This window comes from Saccharothrix texasensis, assembly GCF_003752005.1.
In the GTDB taxonomy this organism is placed as follows: Bacteria; Actinomycetota; Actinomycetes; order Mycobacteriales; family Pseudonocardiaceae; genus Actinosynnema; species Actinosynnema texasense.
The window spans coordinates 1,094,120-1,111,623 of record NZ_RJKM01000001.1; the positions used below are offsets into that span (position 1 = coordinate 1,094,120).

The window sequence follows — 17,504 nt, forward strand, 5'->3', positions numbered from 1 at the left end:
GGCGCATCGGGCAGGGGGCCGCGCACGCAACGCCGCGTCAGCGCTGCCCGGCCAGCAGGATCGCGCCGAGCACCACGAAGCAGACGAAGAACGTCGGCAGCGAGGCCAGCACCAACCACCCGAACGCGAGCCGCTTGTGCCCGAAGAAGCGCCGGACCAGCCAGGCCGACACGAGGGTGGGCAGGACCAGCCGGCCGAGCACCACCCCGACCCCGTACCCGGACGGGGCCGCGCCCGCGATCACGACGGCCGCGACGAGCACGACCCCCACCCACACCAGTGACGCGAGCAGGCTCCGGCCGAACGACGTGCCGGCGGGAGCCGCGGGAGCCGGCTCGCGGGCGGGGTCGAGGGCGGGCTCGGACGGGGGCGGCGAGGCCGCGTTGCGGTCGAACTCCACGGTTCACCCCAGGGTGCGATCCGGCTGGTCGTGCCGTTCGGCGAACCGGTGTGACCAGCGCAGACGGCGACGGGAAGGGTACCCCGCCGGTGCCCGGCCGACGTCGCGACCGCGGCGCCGCCGTGCCGGCGGTGTCAGCCGACCAGCAGGAGCGCGCCGATCGAGGCCGCCGTCGCGACGACCGCCAGGCCGGCGCTGGTCCACACGAAGCGGGCCATCGGCACCCTCACCCCGTTGGCGACGCACCGCTCGTACCACAGCAGCGTGGCCAGCGACGCCCACGGCGTGATGATCGGACCGACGTTCGTGCCGATGAGCAGCGCGAGCAGCTGCCCGTGGTTGCCGGTCGGCACCACCGACTCGCCCGCGACGTACGCGGGCAGGTTGTTGACCAGGTTCGACAGGGCCGCGCCGGTGCCCGCCGCGCGGATCGCGCCGAGCGCGCCGTCCTCCGTGCCGATCAGCGCGCCGACGATCCCGGCCAGGCCGTGCCGGTTGACGGTCTCCACGACCAGGAACAGCCCGACGACGAACACCAGCAGCCGCCACGGGATCAGCCCGGGGCGCAGCGCCGGACGCCGGCGCAGCGCGAAGGCGAGCACCAGCAGCCCCGCCGACACCGCGGAGGCCAGGCCGATCGGCACGCCCGCCACGATCCCCGCGACGAACAGCAGGCAGGCGATCGCCGCGACCCGGAACAGGACGGGGTCGGCGGGCAGGTGCCGCGCGGGCAGGAGGTAGGACGCGTCACCGCCCCGCTTGCCGCGCCGCCAGTAGAACACCCACAGGAACACGCCGGTCGCGACGATCGCGGCCAGCTGCGGCGCCCACATCCGGGCCGCGAACTGCGCGGGGGCCAACGCCACCCGGTCCGCGGCCAGCAGGTTGGTGAGGTTGGAGACCGGCAGCAGCAGGCTCGCCGTGTTCGCGAGCCACACCGTGGTCATCGCCAGGGGCAGCGGCTCGATGCGCAACGTGGCCGCCAGCGCCAGCAGCACCGGGGTCAGCAGCACGGCGGTGGTGTCGAGGTTGAGCCCCATGGTGGTGACCGCGGCCAGCGCCACGCACAGCAGGAACAGCAGCGGGTAGCGGCCCCGGGCCAGGATCGACAGCCGGGTGGCCAGGACGGCGAACACCTCGGCCTCGGCGGTCAGCTCGGCCAGCACGATCACCGAGCCGAGGAACAGCAGCAGCGGCACCACCCGGCCGACCGCGGCTCCCGCCTGGTCGACGGGCAGGGCGCCCGCGAGGACGCAGACGACGCCGACGACGAGCAGGCCGAGGGCGACCAGGTCGAGCGGGTGCGGCCGCGCCGGACGCCGCGGACGGCGCGGACGGCGCCTCTTCGGCTGGTCCGCGCCGGTCGGGGGCGTGTCGGCGCGTCCGGCTCCGAGCCGCTCGTCGGACATGGGGCAATGCTGTCACAGCCGCGGTCGCCTCCCGTCCCGCGCTCAGCGAGGACGGACGGGTTGGCGCAGGACCGTCCTGAGCTTGGCGGGTTCGGTCCTGCGGGGGTCGCCGACGTAGACCTCGTGGTGCAGGCCGGTCATCACCAGGTCGTTCGCCTGGAGCCACTCGTGGTGGAGCCTGGCCAACACCGGTCCTTCGTCGTCGTAGGACCCGATGTGCAGGACCTGGGCGCTGGTTCCCTCGTGCAGGACCTCGCGGCGGACGTCGGCGATGGCGGGCAGCGACTTCTTCGCCGCGGCGACGTCCCGGGCCTCCGCGATCACGTCCACGGTGATCCAGTCGGGTTGGCTGATGAGCATCCGCCAGTGCCACGCGTCCTTGGCGCGAGCGGTGAAGACGCTCGGTTCGTCGGCCCACCACAGGCCTTCCAGCGGCGCGACCACGAGATCACGGCCCTCGCGCCTGCTCGCGAACTTGATCGCGTAGGCGACCGAGTAGAGCGCTTGGACGGCGGCGGCGTACTCGGCGCCGGTGTTGGGGTCGCCGCGACCGTCGACGGCGATGAACTGCTGCTCGGGCACGTCGACGAGCGCCCAGTCGGTGTTCTTGGGCGCGTAGAGCCGCTTGAGCTCCCGCTTGACGTCGTAGCGGTCCGGGCTCATCGTCCGCCGTCCTCCTGGTCCGGTGCACCGGTCGGTTCGGCCCGGTAGGCGGACAGCCAGCGCTGTTCGGCCTCGAGTTGGGCCAAGAAGTAGTCGAAGACCGCGCGGGCGAAGCGGGGCGCGTGCGGTTGGGCGGCGACGGCCGCGCGGAGTTCCGCGATCTTCCCGGCCACCGCGGCGGCGCGCCGGGCGAGCGCGGCGCGGAACCGGTCCGGCGGGATCACGGGCTGGTTCGCCAGGCCGACGAGGACCGGCGGGTACACCGGCCGCAGCTCGGCCACCGCCGCTTCGGCCGCCCGCGCGCACGCCCGGCGCCCGTCCTCGGTCGGGCCGTAGACCTTGCGGGACCTGCCCCGCCCGGAGGCCGGCGGGCCGACCTCCGCCACGAGGCCGCGGTCGCGCAGCTTCGCCAGCAGGTAGTAGATGGAGCTGAACCCGATCTCGGTCCACTCCCGCATCCCGCGGGCGGTGATCACCTCTGCCAGCTCGTAGCCGTGCCGGGGTCGTTCCACCAGCAGGCCCAGGAGGGTCAGTTCGGCGGGCGTCAGGTCCTCGGGCACCCGACTATCCTAGTACTAGGACAACACGACCCGGGCGGTCGCGTTCACCGAGCACCACCGGCAGCGTCGGCGACAGACTGGACGCGCAGCCTCGTGAGGAGGGGGTGGTCCGGTGAAGACCCGAACGACCGCGGTGCTCGCCGTGTGCGTCGCCGCCGGTCTCGTCGCGAGTCTGCTGGTCTTCCGGCGCTCCTCCTCCGAGCCGCCGCCGCCCGTCCCGGACGCGCCGACGGCCGGGGCGGGTGTGCGGGTCGGCGTCGCGATCAGCGACCACGGCACCGAGCAGGGGTGGTTCCTGATGGCGTCGCAGGACGTGGCCCGCCGGACCCCACCCGACGACGTCGCGGACTGCCGGGCCCTGCACGCCTGGGCGTTGCGCGAAGGCGCGCTCCCCGTCGGCGACACCGCCCACACCGTCACCTTCTCGGCGGACCACCGCACCACGATCGAGAGCACCTACGTGCGGGTCGTGCCGGACCCGACGCCCTACCCCGCCGAGCAGCCGCCCGCGGTCCGGCTCCGGTGCCTGCCCCGCCCCGGCGCCACGCCGCCGTTCCCCGAGCCGGGCGAGGCGCGCTTCCGCGTCAACGGCGGCTCCCGGCCGCTGACGTTCGAGGAACGGCGCCAGGTCGAGCCCGGCGTCGACGCCCGGTTCGACGTCGTGGTCGACCTGACCGGCACGACCGGCCCGTTCGCCTACCGGGTCGAGATCGGCATCGCGGAGGGCGGCGGGTTCCGCATGGTCCCGGTCAACGGCGGCGACGACGTGCTCTTCGCGACCGAGGACGGCGGCGGCATGGGGTACTGGCCCGCGACGACCACGTGGACGATGGGCCCCACCCGCACCCGGACCGACTGCCCGGCGGCCACCGACCCGGCCCCGGACGGGCAGGCCGAGTGCGCCGGCTGAGCCGGGTGACCGCGTTCCGCCCCGGCGCGGGTAACACGGCGTCGCCGTCCGACGACTTGGTGCACTGGGCACGCCCGCCACGAACCAGGAGGCACCATGGCACTGTCGCCGAAGTACGCCGTCTACCACTCCGCGGTCCTCGACGCCGACCCCGACCGGGTGTGGGCCGAGGTCCGGGACATGATGGCGCTGCTCGACATCGTCTTCGGCGAGGGCATCGAGAAGGCCCGCTGGACGCACGGCGGCTCGGCGGAGAAGGTGCCGTCGCCGTTCGAGTTCACCCTCCTGCCCCACCACGACCTGGCCCGCGAGGAGGTCGTGGGCCGCTCGGAGACCGACCGCTCGCTCACCTACCGCTCGGTCGACCAGGTGCTGTTCATCGTCGACTACCTGGCGACCTACCGGGTCCGGCCGGTCACGAACGAGCCCGGCCGCAGCTTCGTCGACTGGGAGAGGGAGTTCCGGGTGGTCCCCGACGCGCCCGCCGGTTTCCTGGACGACCTCGAAGCCCTCTTCGCCCAGGAGATCGCGAGCGTGAAGGCGCACTTCGCCGCCTGACGCGGCAGTGACGGGGGCCAGGGCGCGGCTGGTGGCGCCACGTCCTGGCACCTGGCCACGCTGAACCCGGACGGCTGTCGCCGTCCAGCGTGGGCACCGACAACCCGTACGACCGGGTGGAGATTCCGGGGCCGCGCGGTCCGGTTCTTCGTCGGCGCGCAATCCGGCCGGGGAGCTGAGCGGTGACACCGAGACGGCCCGACCCCGGTTGCCGCTAGCCTTTCGGGTGATCCACGTGCCGTCCGTGGGAGAGGTGGACACCCTTCGTGACCTACGCAGCCGAGATCAGCCGCGCCAACCCGTCCTGCTTCGTGTTCCTGGTCGACCAGTCGTCGTCGATGAGCGACTCGATCGGCGGCGGGCAGCAGCGCAAGGCCGACGTGGTCGCCGACGCCATCAACCGGCTGCTCGCCGAGCTCAGCGTGAAGTGCGCGAAGGAGGAAGGCGTCCGCGACTACTTCCACGTGGCCGTCATCGGCTACGGGCACGCGGTCGGCTCCGCGTTCACCGGCCCGCTCGCGGGGCGCGACCTCGTGCCGCTCAGCCAGGTCGCGGAGAAGCCCGCGCGGGTGGAGAAGCGGACCAAGAAGGTGCCCGACGGCGCGGGCGGACTGGTCGAGACGACGACCCGCTTCCCCGTCTGGGTCGACCCGGTCGCCAACGGCGCCACGCCGATGTGCCGGGCGCTGGCCGCGGCCGAGTCGCTGGTGTCGGACTGGGTGTCGCGGCACCCGGACGGCTTCCCGCCGATCGTGCTCAACCTGACCGACGGCGAGTCCACCGACGGCGACCCGGCCGGCGCCGCGTGGGGCGTGCAGACCCACGTCACCGCCGACGGCGCCGCGCTGCTGTTCAACCTGCACGTCTCCGCCGCCAACGCCGTGCCGGTGACGTTCCCCGACACCGACGTGGCGCTCCCGGACGCCTACGCGCGCACCCTGTTCGGCATGTCCAGCCTGCTGCCGCCGCACATGCGCTTCTACGCGCTCCAGCAGGGCGTGCCGGCCGGCGACCTGGCGCGCGGGTTCGTCTACAACGCCGACATCACCTCCCTGGTGCAGTTCCTGGACATCGGGACACGTGCCACGGACCTGCGCTGAGCGGCGGCATGGTCACCTCTTCCCTCCGCGTGCCCAAGCAGGGCCACACACCGCGGGAGTGCGAGGACGCCGCCCACGTCGTGGCGGTCCCGGACGGATCCGTGCTCGCGGCCGTGGCCGACGGCGCGTCGGAGAGCCTGCTCGCGGGCGAGTGGGCCGACCTGCTGACGCGGACCGTCACCGACGCCGCGCGGGACGACGACCGCGTGCTGCGGGACGCGGACCGCTTCGCCGCCGCGCTGGTGCGCGCCGGGCAGGCGTGGGGCGGGTGGCTCGCGGAGTACGTGGCCAAGCGGGAAGCCGAGGACCGCCCGATCGCGTGGTACGAGCAGCCGAAGCTGGACCGGGGTCCGCACGCCACCGTGCTCGCCGCCCGGTTCGACGCCGACCCGTCCGGGGTGACCAGGTGGGAGGTCGCGGCGCTGGGCGACAGCTGCCTGTTCCACACCCGCGACGACGAGCTGCTGCGCGCGTTCCCGATCGAGTCGGCGGCGGCGTTCGACAACACACCGGGCCTGGTCAACGCGTTCAACCGCGATCAGGAACTGCTGGCGCGGCACGTGCGGGCGGTGTCGGGCACCGCGTCGGGCGGCGACGGGTTCTTCCTCTGCACGGACGCGCTCGCCGCCTGGTTCCTGGGTGCGGCGCAACGGGGTGAGCGACCGTGGCGGGCACTGGCGGAGTTCACCCGAACCGGCGATCTCGACGGGTTCACGGTCTGGCTGGCGCACGCGCGGGCGGAGGGGCTGATGCGCAATGACGACGTCACCGTCGTTCACGTCGACCTCGGGTGACGAGCCCGTGCGGGCGTGGCCGTCCGGCGCGACCTACGTCGAGGCGTTGCAGGACACCGCGCTGTGCTTCCGGGGCACCGACCTCGCCGGGGCCGACGTGCGGGTCGACGCGTTGGGCCGCCCGCGCGCGATCTCCGGCAACTTCGCCGGCGTCTTCTCGGTGACGGTCGCCGACGGCACCCGTTACGCGATCAAGTGCTTCACCCGCGAAGCGCCGGAACAGGCCGCCCGCTACCGCGCCGTCGGCGACCACCTGGCGCGCCTGGACGACGACTGGACCGTCGGCTTCGAGTACCTCGGCCGGGGCATCCTCGTGGAGGGCGTCTGGCACCCGGTGCTGCGGATGGAGTGGGTGGAGGCGGTCAACCTCCTGCGCTGGCTCGACGAGCACGTGGACGACTCCGCCGCCGTGTCCCGCGTCGCCGAGCGGTTCGCGGACCTGGTCGACCGGCTCGCGGCGGCGGGCGTCGGGCACGGCGACCTCCAGCACGGCAACCTGCTGATCACCGCCGACGGCGCGGTGAAGCTGGTCGACTACGACGGCGTGTACGTGCCCGCGCTCGCCGGGCTGCCCGCCGCCGAGACCGGGCACCGCAACTACCAGTCGCCGGACCGCACCGCGGCCGAGTTCGGCCCGGACGTCGACCGGTTCTCGTCCTGGGTGGTCTACCTGTCGCTGGTGGCCCTGGCGACCGACCCCTCGCTGTGGCGGCAGCTGCGCGACGAGGACGCCGAGCACCTGCTGCTCGCCGAGTCGGATTTCCTCGACCCGACGGGCTCGTTCCGGCTGGCCACGCTGACCGGTCACCCCGACGCGCGGTTACGCAAGCTCGCCGAGCGCTTCGAGGACATCCTGCTCCACCACCGCGCCGCTCCCCCACCGCTCGAACGGCTCGACCCCGTGGAGCTATCCGGTGGAGAGGTTTTCCACGGCGTGGAGCCAGCGGGCCCCGGCCTGCCCTCCTGGCTGGCGGAACGCGTCGACCCGCACGTGCCCGCGCCGCCGCCCCTGGTGCGGTTCGGCCGTCGCACGCCCGCCCTGGCCGTGTTGACGTGGGCGCTGGCGGTGCTGCTGCCGTTCGGCGTGCCGGCGGCGATCCTCGTGGACGAGGCGGTGGCGGTCGCGGACCTGTCCGCCGTGCTGGCCTGGGCGGCGGCCACGGCGGCCGGCTACCGACGTCAGCCCGAAGCCGTCTCGGCCCGCGCCGCCCGCGCCGAGCGGAAGCGGCTCGCCGACGCCCGCTCGGCCGCCGCCGCCCGGGCCGCCCGGGTCGACCAGGACGCCCGCGAGGTCGCCGAGGCGACCGCGAAGGCCAAGGCGGAGCAGGACCGGCGGCGGCGGGACCTGCAACAGCGGCACGACCAGCGGCTGCGCGCGCACCAGCGGGCCGTGAAGGTGCACCTGGACCAGATCGACCGCGACCGGCAGGGCTCGGCGGCCCGGATGCACCTGGAGGAGCAGCGGCTGCTGGTCCGGCGGCAGAAGGCGCACCTGCGCGCGGAACTGGCGAAGTTCCGCCTCGCGACCGCCGGCGTCGAAGGTGTCGGGCCGACGCAGATCGCCAACCTCGAAGCCGTCGGCATCCGCACCGCGGCCGATTTCGTCGGCGTCCGCTACGAGGTGGACGGCCCCGACCGGGTGGCGATCTTCGTCCTGGTCGACGGGCGTTCGGTGAGCGCCGCGCGGGTCGGCGAGGTGTCGGCCGTGCTCATCGACCAGTGGCGGGAACGCCGCACCGCCGAGGTCGAAGCCGCTCGACCCGCCGCGTTGACCCCGGTGGAGCAGCGGGCGATCAGGATCCGGTTCGCCGCGGAGCGGGCCGCGCTCGACGACGAGCACAAGCAGGTGCTGGTCGAGGCCGAGGCGAAGTTCGGTGAGCTGCGGGCCGAACTGCGGGCCGAGCAGGTCGCCCTCGCCGACGAGATGAAGACCGCCAACACGGCCGCCGCGCACACCCGCGTGGACCACGACCGGGCGGTGGCCGAAGCCGCCGTGCGGCTCGAACGCGCCGAGCGGGCCGCCGCCGAGGGCGTCACGCGCGCCGACGCGTTCCGGCCCGTCACCTACCGCGGCTACCTCCGCTTCCTCCTGACCGGTCGGAACTGACCGCCGCGCCGTCGCGCCCCCGTTCGACGGCCCGATCCGCCGCGCCAAGTGAGACCGCGACCTGAACTGGTACGCCCGGATTCATTGACACGTTTCGAGGGTCTGCTCGAAACTTTAGACGCTTCGCACCGGTCGTCGTGCGGTGTCGCCGTCTCCACCACCCTGTCTCAAAGGAGAGCCCTGGTGATCATCAGTTCAAGCCGCCTGGAAGTCCGTTCGGCGGTGATCATGTTCGCGGTAGCGGCGTTGGCGCTGGCCGGCACGTTGACCGCGGTGGCGAGGTCCACGGCCGCCGACGCCGCGGCGAGCGACGTCGTGGTGTCGGCCGGTGTGGAGGACGACGGCGCTGACTGCCCGGTCAGCCTCCCGGGCTCGTACCCGTCCACCTCGCGCCTGCCGGACCCGTTCACGAAGCTCGACGGTCAGCGGATCACGTCGCAGTCGGAGTGGCGTTGCCGTCGTGCGGAGATCCGCGAGATGGCGGAGCGGCACGTGTTCGGCGACAAGCCGGCGAAGCCCGCGTCGGTGACGGGGACGGTGTCGAGCAGCAGCATCTCGGTGAACGTGTCGCACAGCGGTCGCACTGCGAGTTTCTCGGCCAGTGTGCAACTGCCCAGCGGCACGGGTCCGTTCCCCGCGGTGATCGTGTACGGCGGGTTCGGCGGTGACACGGCCACGATCCGGGCGGCGGGTGCGGCGATCATCAGTTTCGACCCGTACTCGGTGGGTCGGGAAGGCACGCCGCGCAACAACAAGCAGGGCGCGTTCTACACCCTGTACGGCAACACCAGCCCGACCGGTCTGCTGATGGCGTGGGCGTGGGGGGTGTCACGGATCATCGATGTGATCGAGTCCTCCGGCGGCAACGTCCTGCGCGCCGACGTCGGCGTGACCGGGTGCTCTCGGTTCGGCAAGGGCGCGTTCGCCGCCGGCGTGTTCGACCAGCGGGTGGCGTTGACGATGCCGATCGAGTCGGGGACGGCGGGTGTGCCGATCTACCGGGGTGTCAACGCCGAGGGCGGTCAGACCCTGTCCAGCGCCTACGGCGAGCAGCCGTGGTTCGGTGACGCGTTCGGCTCCTACACCGGCAACCCGAATGCCGCCCCCGTCGACACCCACTCGCTGGTGGCGATGGTGGCCCCGCGTGGGTTGTTCATCATGGACAACCCCCACATCGCCAACCTGGGTCCCCGTTCGGCGAGCGTGGCGGCGTTGGGCGGTGCGGAGGTGTACAAGGCGTTGGGTGCGGGCGCGAACATCACCTATCACTCCAACGTGACCGACGGCAACCACTGCGCCAACCGGTCGGAGTGGCGCACCCACATCACCCAGACGGTGCAGAAGTACCTGACCAGGACCGGCAGCCACACCGGCGTGATAACGATGCACAGCAAGGCCACCGGCAACCTCTCCCAGTGGCGCGACTGGACCACCCCCACCCTCGGCAGCGGTCCCACCAGCACCACCACGACCACCACTACCGGCGACACGACCACCAGCACCACCACGACCACCACCACGACGACGACCACGACCACGACGACGTCGCAGCAGCCAGGTGGCTGCACGGCGACGGTGTCGCTGAACCAGTGGACCGGCGGTTTCGTGGCCACGGTGAAGGTCACCGCCGGTTCCTCGCCGGTCAGCGGCTGGACCGTCGCCATGACGCTGCCGTCGGGCGCCACCGTCACCAACGCGTGGAACGTCAACCGCAGCGGCAACACCGGCGCGGTGAACTTCACCAACGTCGGCTTCAACGGCAACCTCGCCGCGGGCCAGTCGACCGAGTTCGGCTACCAGGCCACCGGCAGCGGCAGCGGCATGACGCCGACCTGCGCGGCCAGGTAGTCACCCGGGGTCACCGGGCCCGGCGCGGAGGTCGCGAGCCTCCGCGCCGGGCCCTGCCCGTCCGCGTGGAGCCACGCGTCACAGCCACCCCGGGATGACAGCGGGGTGTGGGAGCGTTCACGCTGGTGGAGATATTTTCGGACTGAGGAGTGGAGCGCCACATGGCTACCGTGACCGAGAAGGCCGTCCTCGCGGGCGGGTGTTTCTGGGGCATGCAGGACCTGTTCCGCCGCCACCCGGGCGTCGTCTCCACGCGCGTCGGCTACAGCGGCGGCGACGTCCCGAACGCGACCTACCGCAACCACGGCAGCCACGCCGAGGCGATCGAGATCGTCTTCGACCCGGCCCAGCTGAGCTACCGCCAGGTCCTGGAGTTCTTCTTCCAGATCCACGACCCGACGACGCGCGACCGCCAGGGCAACGACATCGGCGCGAGCTACCGCTCGGCGATCTTCTACACCGACGACGAGCAGAAGCGGGTCGCGGAGGCGACGATCGCCGACGTGGACGCGTCCGGCAAGTGGCCGGCCCGGGTCGTCACCGAGGTGGCGCAGGCCGGCGACTTCTGGGAGGCCGAGCCGGAGCACCAGGACTACCTCGAGCGCTACCCGAACGGGTACACCTGCCACTACGTGCGACCTGAGTGGCAGCTCGGCGAGCGGTGAGCACGGCCGTCGAGGTCGTGGCGCTGCACGTGTCGCCCGTGCACGCCTACGAGGGCCGGCCGGGTGACGGGCCCCGCCCCGACCCCGAGCCGGTCTCGCGCGAGCACGTCGTGGTCCGGGCGGGCCTGGGCCTGGTGGGCGACCGCTACTTCAACCAGCCCGCCCACCGCGCCGCGGCCGTCACGTTCTTCGCCGTCGAGTCGCTGGAGCACATCGCCGACCGGCTCGGCCTGCCCGGCCCGCCGAACCCGCTGGTGGTGCGGCGCAACGTCGTGCTGCGCGGGTTCGACGTGGACCGGCTCGCGCGGCACGACGTGTTCACCCTCGACTCGGGCGACGGCCCGGTGCGGTTCGAGGCGCACCGGGCCGCCAACCCGTGCGGCTGGATGGACGCCGTGATCGCGCCGGGCGCCTTCAAGGCGCTGCGCGGCCGCGGCGGCAGGCGGTGCGTCCCGCTCGACGACGGCCTGCTCCGCCTCGGCCCGGCGACGCTGACCACCTGACCACCTGACCACCTGAGCGCCGGGGTCGCCGGCGCCCGTCACGCCCCGGCGACCAGCGTCAGCTCCCGGCTCGCCGGGTAGTAGCCGGTCTCGGTGAAGAACCGGATGTAGGTGTCCACCAGGTCGCCGGTGACCGGCGGGCAGGTGATGCCCGTGCCTTCCAGCGCCCGTTCCGTCGCCGACACGTCCACGTCCGGGTAGAAGCCCGCGTTGTCGGTGACCATCAGCTCGAACGCGTCCAGCAGCGGGATCAGGGAGTTGTCGCGGTCGGCCAGCACGGATCGCCGCCAGTGCGCCCACTCCCGTTCCTCCAGGCGGTAGCCGTGGGCGCGCAGCCGGGCCACGATCTCCCGCCAGCTCACCCGACCCGGGTTGTAGAGGTGGAACGTGCCGCCGGACTCGCGGGACAGCGCCACCACTGCGGCCGTCGCGTAGTCCACCGGCACCATCGGCACCGTGCCGTCGAGGCCTGCGGGCACCGCGCCCGCCTGGATCAGGCCCTTGGTGGCCAGCCACACGAAGTCCCTGGTCTGGCAGGCGCCGTTGACCTGGTCTCCGGACACCAGGTCCACCCGGTACACCCGCACCGGCAGGCCCCGTTCGGCCGCTTGGGCGACCAGGTGCTCGGCCACCCACTTGCTGCGCAGGTAGCCGCTGGGCAGCGCGTCCGGCGGGCCCGTCGGGTCGTCCACGCCCAGCGGCACCCCCGGCGCACGCGCCCCGGCGAACACGCCGGTGGTGGACAGGTGGTGCACCGGCACGGTCCGGTGGCGGGCGGCCAGGCGCAGCACCTCCTGCGTGCCGTGCACGTTCGGCGCGCGCAGCTCGGTGTAGGGCCGCAGCCAGTTCACCGTCGCGCCCGCGTGGTAGACGGCGTCGACCTGGCGGGCCAGCCGGTCGTAGGTCTCCTCCGGCAGGCCGAGCCGCGACCGGGACAGGTCGCCGGGCACGATCCGCAGTCGGGTCGCGTCCACCTCGTCCCACAACCGGTACCAGCGGAGGTTGTCCTCGACCTTGCGCAGCCCCTCGGCCTCGTCGGCGGCGCGCACCAGGCAGTGCACGGTCGCCGTGGACGCCCGCAGCAGGTCGCGCAGCAGGAACGCCCCGACGAACCCGGTCGCGCCGGTGAGCAGCAGGTGGTCCGGCGCGTCACTCGTGCGCACCACCTCCGCCGCCGGCCGGATGTCGTCGGCCAGCACCTCGTCGTAGTCGACGTCCGCGGCGCCGGCCGCCCCCGCCAGGAACGCCGCCAGCGCGCCGGGCGTCGAGTGGTCGAACACGACCGTCGCGGGCAGGGTCAGGCCGGTGGCGGCGGCGACCCGGTTGCGCAGCTCGACCGACAGCAGCGAGTCGAAGCCCAGGTCCGGGAACGGCTTGTCCTCCACCTCGCCGGACAGGCCGAGGACGGCCGCCACCTCGCGCCGCACCACCACGCCGACCGCCGCCCGCCGCTCGTCCTCCGACAGCTCGGCGAGCTTCGGCACGGGCGCTCCCGTGCGCGCGACCGGCCGGACCGGCGGCAACAGGGTCCGCAGCAGCGGCGGCGCCTGCTCGGGGCGGGCGCGCAGGGCGGCCAGGTCCAGCGGCGCGCCCACCACCGCCGGGACGCCCGACGCCACGGCGGCGTCCAACATCGCCAGGCCCTGCTCGGACGCCACCGGCCGGAAGCCGGCCCGGGCGATCCGGGCCCGGTCCAGCTCGCTCAGGCCGCTGGTGATGCCGCTGGACTCGGCCCACAAACCCCAGGCGACGGACGTCGCGGGCAGGCCGAGCGCGGCGCGGTGGGCGGCCAGGCCGTCGAGGTAGGCGTTCGCGGCGGCGTAGTTGCCCTGACCGGCGCCGCCGATGACCCCGGCGATGGACGAGAACAGCACGAACGCGGTCAGGTCGTGGCCGCGGGTCAGCTCGTGCAGGTGCCGGGCGGCGTCGGCCTTGGGACGCAGCACGGCGGCGAGCCGGTCCGGGGTGAGGTCGCCGATCAGGGCGTCGTCCACGACGCCCGCCGCGTGCACCACGCCGGTCAGCCGGGTGTCGCCGAGGGCGGCTTCGAGCTGGTCGCGGTCGGCGGCGTCGCACGCGACGATCCGGGCGGACGCGCCCAGGGCGGTCAGCTCGTCCCGCAGTGCCGCCGCGCCGGGTGAGTCCGGGCCGCGACGGCTGGTCAGCAGCAGGTCCCGCACGCCGCGGCGGGCCAGGTGGCGGGCGACCACCGCGCCCAGCGTGCCGGTGCCGCCGGTGATCAGGACGGTGCCGTCGGTGGGCCACGTGGCCCGCCCGACCCGCGCGCGCCGCAGCTTCGGCACGTGCACGACTCCGCGCCGCACCGCGGCTTGCGGCACGCCGGCCGCGACGACCGCCGGGATCGCCGCCTCCGACGCCGGGTCGTCGTCGGTGTCCACGAGCACGAGCCGGCCCGGTTGCTCGGACTGCGCCGACCGTGCGAGGCCCCACAGCGCCGCGCCGTCCACGTCGGTGACGTCCAGCACCGCGCCGCGGGTCACCGCGACGAACGGGTCTTCGCCCCGAAGGTCGGCCAACGCGCGCGAGGCGCGGGTGTGCAGGTCGCCGTCGGGCACCCACCGCACCACGCGCGGCACGACGTCCGACGCCGGCAGCTCGACCGGCTCCCACTCCACCTCCAGCAGGGCGTCCTGTGGACGCAGCAGGGCGTCCGCGACGGCTTCGGCGGTGGTGGGGCGCAAGCTCACCGACCCGACCGTGGCCACCGGTCCCCCGCTCGGATCGGCGAGCAGCACCCGGTCGCCGTCCACGCGCGCCCGCACGTCCTGCGCGCCGACGGCGTGCAGCTCCACGTCGCGCCAGCGCACGGCGTCGCCGTCACCGACCAGGCGCAGCGCCGCGTCGAGCAGCGACGGGTGCAGGCGGAAGCCGTCGGGTGCCACGGGGTCCAGCGCGGTCCACTCGCCCACGTCCGGCCAGGTGGTCCGCGTGGCCGGGGCGAGGGTGCCCGCGGCGTTCAACGACCAGTCGCCGTCCAGTCGGGTGTGGACGGTCAGCTGCCCGTTCGCGACCCGCACCTGGATCAGCACGCCGTCGCGGTCCGGCACGACGACCGGCGCGAGGACGTCCATCGAGGCCAGTCGCGGCAGGCCCGCTTCGTCGCCGGCGCGGATCGCCAGTTCCACCAGCGCCGACGACGGCAGCACCACCGAACCGTGCACGCGGTGCCGTTGCAGCCAGGGGTGGCTGCGCACGGACACCTTGCCGGTGAACACGACCTCGTCCGCGCCCGCCACCACGACGGCCGCGCCCAGCAGCGGGTGGCCGGCGTGCGCCACGCCGAGCTCGGTGACGTCGGCCGCCTCCTGGTGCTCGACCCAGAACCGCTGCCGCTGGAACGGGTAGGTCGGCAGCTCCACGTGCCGTGCTCCGGTGTCGGCGAAGAACGCGCGCCAGTCCACCGCCGCGCCGAGGCCGTGCAACTCGCCCAACGCGGCAACCAGGCCGTCGCGCTGCAACGCCACCGCGGCGGCGTCGGTGTTCTCGCGCACCATCGGGGTCAGCGCGGCGGCCGGGCCGACCTCCACGAACGTGGTCACGCCCTGCTCGTCGAGCGCCCGGACGCAGTCGGCGAACCGCACCGCCTCACGCACGTGCCGGACCCAGTAGTCGGGCGAGGTCAGCTCGGCGTCGGCCGTGCCGGTCACGTTGGACACGACGGGGATCACCGGCGCGTGATAGGTGATCTTCGCGGCGACCCGGCCGAACTCCTCCAGCGCCGGTTCCATCCGGTACGAGTGGAACGCGTGGCTCACCGCGAGCCGCTTGGTCCGGCGGCCGCGAGCCCGCATCTCGGCCTCGACCGCCAGCACGGCCTCCTCGTCGCCGGACACCACGACGGACGCCGGGCCGTTCACCGCGGCCAGGCCCACCCGCGGCGTCAGCAGCGGCTCGACCTCGGCGACGGGTGCGGCCACCGCGACCATCGCCCCGCCCTCCGGCAGCTCTCCGATCAGCCGGGCGCGTGCGGCGACCAGCGTGCACGCGTCCTCCAGGGAGAAGACGCCGGCGACGTGCGCGGCGGTCAGCTCGCCGAGCGAGTGGCCCGCCACGAAGTCCGGCTCGACCTGCCAGGACTCCAGCAGCCGGAACAGCGCCACCTCGAACGCGAACAGCGCGGGCTGCGTGTACCGGGTCTGGTGCAGCAGGTCGGAGTCGGAGAACACCACGTCCTTCAGCGGCGTGGGCAGGTGCGGGTCGAGCAGCGCGCACGCCTCGTCGAACGCCTGCCGGAAGACCGGGAAGCGTTCGTGCAGGTCGCGACCCATGCCGGGACGTTGCGCGCCTTGGCCGGTGAACAGGAACGCGGTCCGGCCCCGCTGCGGGACCGGCGCACCTCCGTCGAACGCCGCCAGCGCGGCCAGCAGCCCGTCCCGATCACGGGCGACGACCGCGCCGCGGTGCGCCAAGGCCGTGCGCCCGGTGGCGAGGGTGCGGGCGACGTCGAGCGGGGCGACGTCCGGTCTGGCGGCGAGGAAGTCGTGGAGTCGCCGCGCCTGCGCGTGCAGCGACTCGGCGGACCGCGCCGACAGCAGGAACGGCAGCTCGCCGTCCACCTCCGCGGACTCGACGGCCTCCTCCGGCACGTGTTCCAGCACCACGTGCGCGTTGGTGCCGCTGACGCCGAACGACGACACCGCCGCCCGCCGGGGCCGGTCGGTCTCAGGCCACGGCCGGGCCTCGCGCAGCAGCTCCACCGAGCCGGACGACCAGTCGACCACGGGTGTCGGCTCGTCCACGTGCAGGGTGCGCGGCGCGACGCCGTGCCGCATCGCCTGCACCACCTTGATCACGCCGCCGACGCCGGCCGCGGCCACGCTGTGCCCGATGTTGGACTTCAGCGAGCCCAGCAGCAGCGGCGTCGACCGGCCCTGGCCGTAGGTGGCCAGCAGCGCCTGGGCCTCGATCGGGTCGCCGAGCCGCGTGCCGGTCCCGTGCGCCTCCACCAGGTCGACGTCCGAGGTGGACAGCCGAGCGTCTGCCAGCGCGGCGCGGATGACGCGTTCCTGCGACGGTCCGTTCGGCGCGGTCAGGCCGTTGGACGCGCCGTCCTGGTTGACCGCGCTGCCCCGGATCACCGCCAGCACGGGGTGGCCGTTGCGGCGGGCGTCGGACAGCTTCTCCAGCAGGAGCAGGCCGACGCCCTCCGACCAGCCGGTGCCGTCGGCCGACGCGGCGAACGACTTGCACCGGCCGTCGGCGGCGAGACCGCGTTGGCGCGAGAAGTCGACGTACCCCGTCGGCGAGCCGTACACCGTGCAGCCGCCCGCCACGGCCAACGTCGACTCGCCCGCCCGCAGCGACCGGACCGCCAGGTGCAGCGCCACCAACGACGACGAGCAGGCCGTGTCCACCGTGACGGCAGGTCCCTCGAAGCCGAACGTGTAGGCGATCCGCCCGGACGCCACGCTGCCCAGCTTGCCGGTCATGAGGAAGCCCTCCAGCTCCTCCGGCCCGGCCAAGCCCAGGTAGCTCTGCTCGCCCAAGCCCGCGAACACGCCCGTGCGGCTGCCGCGCAGCGCGGCCGTGTCGATGCCGGCGCGTTCGAACAGCTCCCACGCGGTCTCCAGCAGCACGCGCTGCTGCGGGTCCATGCCCGTGGCCTCGCGCGGCGAGATGCCGAAGAACGCGGCGTCGAACTCGGTGGCGTGGTCGACGAAACCGCCTTCCCGGGTGTAGGTCCGGCCGGGCACCCCGGGCTCCGGGTCGTAGAGCCGGTCCACGTCCCAGCCGCGGTCGGCGGGCCACGGCGTGATGCCGTCACGGCCCTCGGCGACCAGGCGCCACAGGTCGTCCGGCGAGGTGACGCCGCCGGGGTACCGGCACGCCATCGCCACGATCGCCACCGGCTCGGGCGTCTCCAGCTCGGCGATCCGCTGCCGGGCCTGCTGGAGGTCCGCCGTCACCCACTTCAGGTACTCGACCAGCCGCTCCTCGTTGGACACTGCGTTCTCCTCGATGTCGTG

The 17,504-nt window shown here is 73.9% G+C and carries 12 protein-coding genes and 1 pseudogene; 8 read left to right on the top strand and 5 right to left on the bottom strand.

All coding sequences use genetic code 11. From position 1 onward, the window contains the following. Positions 1 to 37: 37 nt before the first annotated feature. From EDD40_RS04345 to EDD40_RS04360, 4 genes are all read right to left on the bottom strand, one after another. Positions 38 to 400: a hypothetical protein gene (locus EDD40_RS04345; protein WP_123741736.1), complete on the bottom strand. Its 363-nt coding sequence runs from the start codon at positions 398 to 400 to the stop codon at positions 38 to 40. 134 nt (positions 401 to 534) lie between these two features. Next, positions 535 to 1,809 carry an ArsB/NhaD family transporter gene (locus EDD40_RS04350; RefSeq protein ID WP_123741737.1) on the bottom strand — a complete coding sequence of 425 codons (1,275 nt, stop codon included), beginning with the start codon at positions 1,807 to 1,809 and terminating at the stop codon, positions 535 to 537. A 42-nt stretch (positions 1,810 to 1,851) separates the two neighbouring features. Continuing rightward, positions 1,852 to 2,472, bottom strand: coding sequence for a GyrI-like domain-containing protein (locus EDD40_RS04355; RefSeq protein WP_123741738.1), 621 nt, complete (start codon positions 2,470 to 2,472; stop codon positions 1,852 to 1,854). Continuing rightward, the gene (locus EDD40_RS04360; RefSeq protein ID WP_123741739.1) at positions 2,469 to 3,032 is read right to left on the bottom strand and encodes a PadR family transcriptional regulator; all 564 of its coding nucleotides are present in this window, start codon (positions 3,030 to 3,032) and stop codon (positions 2,469 to 2,471) included. Before EDD40_RS04360 ends, EDD40_RS04355 begins: the two co-directional genes overlap by 4 nt. A 112-nt stretch (positions 3,033 to 3,144) precedes the next feature. On the opposite strand from EDD40_RS04360, the gene EDD40_RS04365 reads away from it, so the two are divergent. The 8 genes from EDD40_RS04365 to EDD40_RS04400 all read left to right on the top strand — a co-directional run bounded on the left by EDD40_RS04365 (position 3,145) and on the right by EDD40_RS04400 (position 11,517). Beyond that, complete coding sequence (locus EDD40_RS04365; RefSeq protein ID WP_123741740.1) at positions 3,145 to 3,942, top strand: hypothetical protein; 798 nt, start codon at positions 3,145 to 3,147, stop codon at positions 3,940 to 3,942. 96 nt (positions 3,943 to 4,038) lie between these two features. Beyond that, entirely contained in the window at positions 4,039 to 4,500 is a 462-nt protein-coding gene (locus tag EDD40_RS04370) for an SRPBCC family protein (protein WP_123741741.1), read from the top strand. A gap of 266 nt (positions 4,501 to 4,766) precedes the next feature. After that, positions 4,767 to 5,600, top strand: coding sequence for a vWA domain-containing protein (locus EDD40_RS04375; RefSeq protein ID WP_123741742.1), 834 nt, complete (start codon positions 4,767 to 4,769; stop codon positions 5,598 to 5,600). A gap of 8 nt (positions 5,601 to 5,608) precedes the next feature. Beyond that, positions 5,609 to 6,394, top strand: a complete 786-nt coding sequence (locus EDD40_RS04380) for a protein phosphatase 2C domain-containing protein (RefSeq protein WP_123741743.1) — start codon at positions 5,609 to 5,611, stop codon at positions 6,392 to 6,394. Continuing rightward, positions 6,357 to 8,501 carry a protein kinase family protein gene (locus EDD40_RS41405; protein WP_170184939.1) on the top strand — a complete coding sequence of 715 codons (2,145 nt, stop codon included), beginning with the start codon at positions 6,357 to 6,359 and terminating at the stop codon, positions 8,499 to 8,501. The genes EDD40_RS04380 and EDD40_RS41405 overlap by 38 nt, the downstream gene beginning before the upstream one ends. 183 nt (positions 8,502 to 8,684) lie before the next feature. Then, positions 8,685 to 10,349 carry a glucuronyl esterase domain-containing protein gene (locus EDD40_RS04390; RefSeq protein WP_246037402.1) on the top strand — a complete coding sequence of 555 codons (1,665 nt, stop codon included), beginning with the start codon at positions 8,685 to 8,687 and terminating at the stop codon, positions 10,347 to 10,349. Between the two features lie 161 nt (positions 10,350 to 10,510). Next, on the top strand, positions 10,511 to 11,014 hold the full coding sequence (msrA, locus tag EDD40_RS04395) for a peptide-methionine (S)-S-oxide reductase MsrA (RefSeq protein ID WP_123741744.1): 504 nt from the start codon (positions 10,511 to 10,513) through the stop codon (positions 11,012 to 11,014). Next, positions 11,011 to 11,517, top strand: a complete 507-nt coding sequence (locus tag EDD40_RS04400) for an MOSC domain-containing protein (protein ID WP_236595066.1) — start codon at positions 11,011 to 11,013, stop codon at positions 11,515 to 11,517. Before msrA ends, EDD40_RS04400 begins: the two co-directional genes overlap by 4 nt. Positions 11,518 to 11,555: 38 nt before the next feature. Here EDD40_RS04400 and EDD40_RS04405 read toward each other — a convergent pair. Continuing rightward, positions 11,556 to 17,471: pseudogene (locus tag EDD40_RS04405) on the bottom strand (thioester reductase domain-containing protein); the annotation flags it as partial. Positions 17,472 to 17,504 lie beyond the last annotated feature (33 nt).